The 4,446-nt window shown below is 61.0% G+C and carries 4 protein-coding genes; 1 reads left to right on the top strand and 3 read right to left on the bottom strand.

The window, feature by feature from the left end:
- Positions 1-284: 284 nt before the first annotated feature.
- On the bottom strand, positions 285-740 hold the full coding sequence (locus ACRESD_RS09165) for a tRNA (cytidine(34)-2'-O)-methyltransferase (RefSeq protein WP_003171120.1): 456 nt from the start codon (positions 738-740) through the stop codon (positions 285-287).
- Here ACRESD_RS09165 and ACRESD_RS09170 point away from each other — a divergent pair.
- Positions 739-1,179 carry a hypothetical protein gene (locus tag ACRESD_RS09170; protein WP_431750622.1) on the top strand — a complete coding sequence of 147 codons (441 nt, stop codon included), beginning with the start codon at positions 739-741 and terminating at the stop codon, positions 1,177-1,179. The two genes, ACRESD_RS09165 and ACRESD_RS09170, sit on opposite strands and share 2 nt — an antisense overlap.
- 461 nt (positions 1,180-1,640) lie before the next feature.
- On the opposite strand, the gene ntrC is transcribed toward ACRESD_RS09170, so the two are convergent.
- Both ntrC and glnL read right to left on the bottom strand, forming a co-directional pair.
- The gene (gene ntrC, locus ACRESD_RS09175) at positions 1,641-3,077 is read right to left on the bottom strand and encodes a nitrogen regulation protein NR(I) (protein ID WP_105697707.1); all 1,437 of its coding nucleotides are present in this window, start codon (positions 3,075-3,077) and stop codon (positions 1,641-1,643) included.
- Complete coding sequence (gene glnL, locus ACRESD_RS09180; RefSeq protein WP_016979130.1) at positions 3,074-4,159, bottom strand: nitrogen regulation protein NR(II); 1,086 nt, start codon at positions 4,157-4,159, stop codon at positions 3,074-3,076. The genes ntrC and glnL overlap by 4 nt, the downstream gene beginning before the upstream one ends.
- Positions 4,160-4,446 lie beyond the last annotated feature (287 nt).

The following is a 4,446-nucleotide window of genomic DNA, read 5'->3' on the forward strand; positions in this document are numbered from 1 at the left end:
CCGTGGACCTGCGCGGCCCGCTGCGGCTGGGGAAGGGCGCACGGCAGATTCATGAGACGGTGCGCCGCCACGTGGCGCATTTGGACCTCGATCGCTCAGGCTCGGTGGATGTGCTGGCGCTGAGTACCTTCATCACTAATGGTCGCCTGGGGCCAATTCTTTAAGCCACCGGAGATCAAATGTGGGAGCGGGCTTGCTCGCGAATGCGGTACTTCAGTCGATACTTTCAGTGACTGACACACCGTTTTCGCGAGCAAGCCCGCTCCCACATTTTGTTATGTGTGTTACTTGAAGCCGAGTTGGCGCCAGCCTTCGTAGACGGCAACCGCCACGGTGTTGGACAGGTTCAGGCTGCGGCATCCCTCGCGCATCGGCAAGCGCAGGCGATGGCCGTCGGGCAGGGCGTCGAGTACCTCGGCCGGCAGGCCCCGGCTTTCCGGGCCGAACAGGAAAGCATCGCCCTCGGCAAAGCTGGCATCATGGAACGGCCGTGAACCCTTGGTGGTGAACGCGAACAGTCGCGGATGCCCCAGGCTCTCCAGGCAACTGGCCAGGTCGGCGTGACGCTTGAGGGTGGCGTACTCGTGGTAGTCCAGCCCGGCGCGACGCAGGCGTTTATCGTCCATGTCGAAGCCCAGAGGCTCGATCAAATGCAGGTGGCAGCCACTGTTGGCGCACAGCCTGATAACGTTGCCGGTATTCGGCGGAATTTCTGGTTGAAAAAGGATGACGTGAAACATGCACGGCTCCGAAGGCAAAGATGCGCTGCATTCTACCCCTGAAGACGACCCAAGGCCGAAGCTATTGCCACGGGTGATGGGCTCTTTGGCGATTGTCGGCCTGATGATTGGCTTGATGATCGGTCGCCTGACCACGCCCGACCCCGTCGAACTGCAGCGAGTGGAGACAGAGGCAAATGGCGTAGTGGTGTGGTTCAACAGCGAACCCAAGCTGCACGGCGAGCATATCGACGGCACTGTGGCGTTGCTGTTCGATGCCCAGGGCAAGGGCGCCGGCGGGCAACTCAAGGTCAATGACAAGGACGTGAACTGGCGCGTGCGCAAGACCGACGGTGGCTTGCTGCTGAACCTGGTGGCGGCTCGACCGCTGCGTGGGGAATGGAAAGGGGAAAAGGCCGATGGCCGCTGGCGGCTGGAGATCCATCTCCGGGAGGAATAAAAGAGGGAGTTCCCGGCCTGCCTGTACCAGGGCTCCCAAAACGGGTGTGGGGCACGACGCTGTCCGCATCAAGCACCCCGGGTGTTAAAGAGGGGATTCTCGGCCTGCCTGTACCAAGGTCCCCGAAACTGGGTAGTGCCAGAGGTATTGCAGGGCGCGTGCCAGAATTGGCAATGTGTGTCGAAAATCTCTGCCAAAAAGCGCAAAGCCCCGGAATACGGGGCTTTGGTGCTTTCGTCTTTCAAGTTTTTTCAAGCAGGCCGATATTCCAGGCCTTGAAACCGTGCCCGATGCCGGTTCATGGTGCATTCAAGCGGTGCACGGTTTTTGCTCCAACACAAAAAAATGTGGGAGCTGGCTTGCCTGCGATAGCGGTGTATCAGCCAACATATTCGGTGACTGACACTCCGCCATCGCGGGCAAGCCCGGCTCCCACACTAGATCTTCAGTGGATCTGAGAGTCAGGCGTCGTCGCCCTCATCATCATCCCCTCCATCGACCTTCATGCCCAATTCCTTGATCTTGCGCGTCAAGGTATTGCGGCCCCAGCCGAGCAACACGGCGGCGTCGCGACGGCGGCCGGCGGTGTGCTTCAGAGCGGTTTCGATCATGATCCGCTCGAAGGCCGGCACGGCGCTGTCCAGCAGGTTCGACTGGCCACGCGCCAGGGCCTGGTCGGCCCACTGACGCAGTGCCTGTTCCCAATTGGTCACGGGTGCCGAATCCTGGGGCAGGCTCAACAGCTCTGGCGGCAGGTCGCTGATATGCACTTCACGCCCGGACGCCATTACGGTGATCCAGCGGCAAGTGTTCTCCAGCTGACGCACGTTGCCGGGCCACGGCAGGTTCTTCAGGTATTCCTCGGTCTCGCTTTTCAGCAGCTTCGGTTCAACCGCCAGCTCCTGGGCGGCGCGGCTGAGGAAGTGGCGGGCGAGGGTCGGGATGTCTTCGCGGCGGTCCGACATACGAGGGATGTGGATGCGGATCACGTTCAGGCGGTGGAACAGGTCTTCACGGAATTTACCCGCGTGTACCAGGGTTTCCAGGTTCTGGTGGGTCGCCGCGATGATGCGCACATCGACCTTGACGGGTGTGTGACCACCCACCCGATAGAACTCACCGTCCGCCAGCACGCGCAGCAGGCGGGTCTGGGTGTCAGCCGGCATGTCGCCGATTTCATCGAGGAACAGCGTACCGCCGTCAGCCTGTTCAAAGCGGCCGCGACGCAGGTTGGCCGCGCCGGTAAACGCACCTTTCTCATGGCCGAACAGCTCGGACTCCATCAAGTCCTTCGGAATCGCCGCCATGTTCAGCGCGATGAACGGCGAAGCCGCCCGTGGACTATGGCGATGCAGGGCGTGAGCCACCAACTCTTTACCGGTGCCCGATTCGCCGTTGATCAGCACGGTGATGTTGGAATGGCTCAAGCGCCCGATGGCGCGAAACACTTCCTGCATCGCCGGTGCTTCGCCGATGATTTCCGGGGTGCGGGTCAGGGTCGGTGGGGCTTCCTGGCTTTGTTGTTCCTGGGCGTGCTGGTTGGCGCGCTTGACCAGTGCCACCGCTTCGTCCACGTCGAACGGCTTGGGCAGGTATTCAAAGGCACCGCCCTGATAGGACGCGACAGCGCTGTCCAGGTCGGAGTGTGCCGTCATGATGATCACCGGCAAGCGCGGATGTTGCTCGCGGATGCGCGCCAGCAAGTCCAGGCCGCTGGCGCCAGGCATGCGGATGTCGGAGATGATCACGTCTGGTTGTTGGCGGGCGAGGCGGCTCATCACGCCGTCGGCGCTGTCGAAGCTCTGGGTGGTCATGCCTTCCTGTTGCAAGGCTTTCTCGAGGACCCAGCGGATAGAACGGTCGTCATCGACGATCCACACAGTTTCACTACGGCTCATGTCGATGGGGCTCCTTGTTCCAGTGGCAGAAAGATCGAGAAGGTGGTGTGGCCAGGATGGCTCTCACATTCGATCAGACCCTGGTGCTGGCTGATGATGTTCTGGGTAATGGCCAAGCCCAACCCGGTACCGTCCGGGCGGCCGCTGACCATGGGAAAGAAGATGGTTTCCTGAAGTTCCGCCGGAATGCCCGGGCCGTTGTCGATGATCTCGACTTTGGTCACCAGGCGATGGCGCACGTGGCCGATGGTGAACTGACGCAGGGCTCGGGTGCGCAGGCTGATGCGGCCCAGGCGCAGCTCGTTCTGGCTGCTGATGGCCTGCATGGCGTTGCGCACGATGTTGAGCACTGCCTGGATCATCTGCTCGCGGTCGATCAACACGTCGGGGATGCTTGGGTCGTAGTCGCGCACCAGGGTGATACAGCCCTGGCTTTCGGCTTCCACGAGCTGGCAGACGCGCTCCAGCACTTCGTGCACGTTAGTCATCGCCAGGGATGGCAACTTGTTGGAGCCGAGCATGCGGTCCACCAGGTTACGCAGGCGGTCGGCTTCTTCGATGATGACGTTGGTGTAGTCCTTGAGGTTCTCATCCGGCAGCTCACGGGCCAGCAGTTGCGCCGCGCCGCGAATGCCGCCTAGCGGGTTCTTGATCTCGTGGGCCAGGCCGCGCACCAGCATCTTGCTGGTTTCTTGCTTGGACAACTGCGCTTCCTCCTTGGTGATGCGCAGCAGGCGGTCGCGGGGGTGTACTTCCAGCAGCAGCAAAGTGGCGCCATTGCTCAGGATCGGGGTCACGGCGTAGTCGACTGTCAACGTCTGGCCGGTGAGGGCGGTGAGCATCGCTTCGCGCTTGGTGAACGGGTGTGCCTGCTCCACCGCCTGGCGCAACGAACTCAAGGCCTCGGCCGACTCGGTGAACAATTCGCTGATGAACTGCCCATGGCTGCGCTGGCCGCTGATGGCCAGGAGCATCTCCGCCGCCGGGTTCATGTACTCAAGACGCAGGTCGTCGTTGAGCAGGATGGTCGCGGTGGTCAGGTTGTCGAGTAACAAACGGTGCAGTGCATCGCTGATGGTCATCAGGACCTCTTTTGAAGCAAGGCGCGGGCTTGAGGCACACGCTGATACAAGGAAAATGCAAAAACCAAACCAAGGCTCCGAAAAGAAGCGCGAAACCCTTGGAATAGGGGTTTAAGGCGCGAAACTGTGGCGTTCTGCCAGCTTGCTCGGGAAGATTCGAACCAAAATGGGCTGGTTAGATGGGGAGAGTGCAGCCTATCGCACCAATATAGTGCGATTGTGTGAAGGTTGTTCAGGAAGTAGGAAATTACGATGAATCGTCTGGAAGGATGCGGACAGTGTGGGAG

Source organism: Pseudomonas sp., from assembly GCF_050739995.1.
Classification (GTDB): domain Bacteria; phylum Pseudomonadota; class Gammaproteobacteria; order Pseudomonadales; family Pseudomonadaceae; genus Aquipseudomonas.

Bases quoted from the DNA above. Each gene is read 5' to 3' on its own strand.
- ACRESD_RS09170 (WP_431750622.1), top strand. From the start codon at position 739: ATGCACGGCTCCGAAGGCAAAGATGCGCTGCATTCTACCCCTGAAGAC.
- ACRESD_RS09165 (WP_003171120.1), bottom strand. From the start codon at position 740: ATGTTTCACGTCATCCTTTTTCAACCAGAAATTCCGCCGAATACCGGC.
- ntrC (WP_105697707.1), bottom strand. From the start codon at position 3,077: ATGAGCCGTAGTGAAACTGTGTGGATCGTCGATGACGACCGTTCTATC.
- glnL (WP_016979130.1), bottom strand. From the start codon at position 4,159: ATGACCATCAGCGATGCACTGCACCGTTTGTTACTCGACAACCTGACC.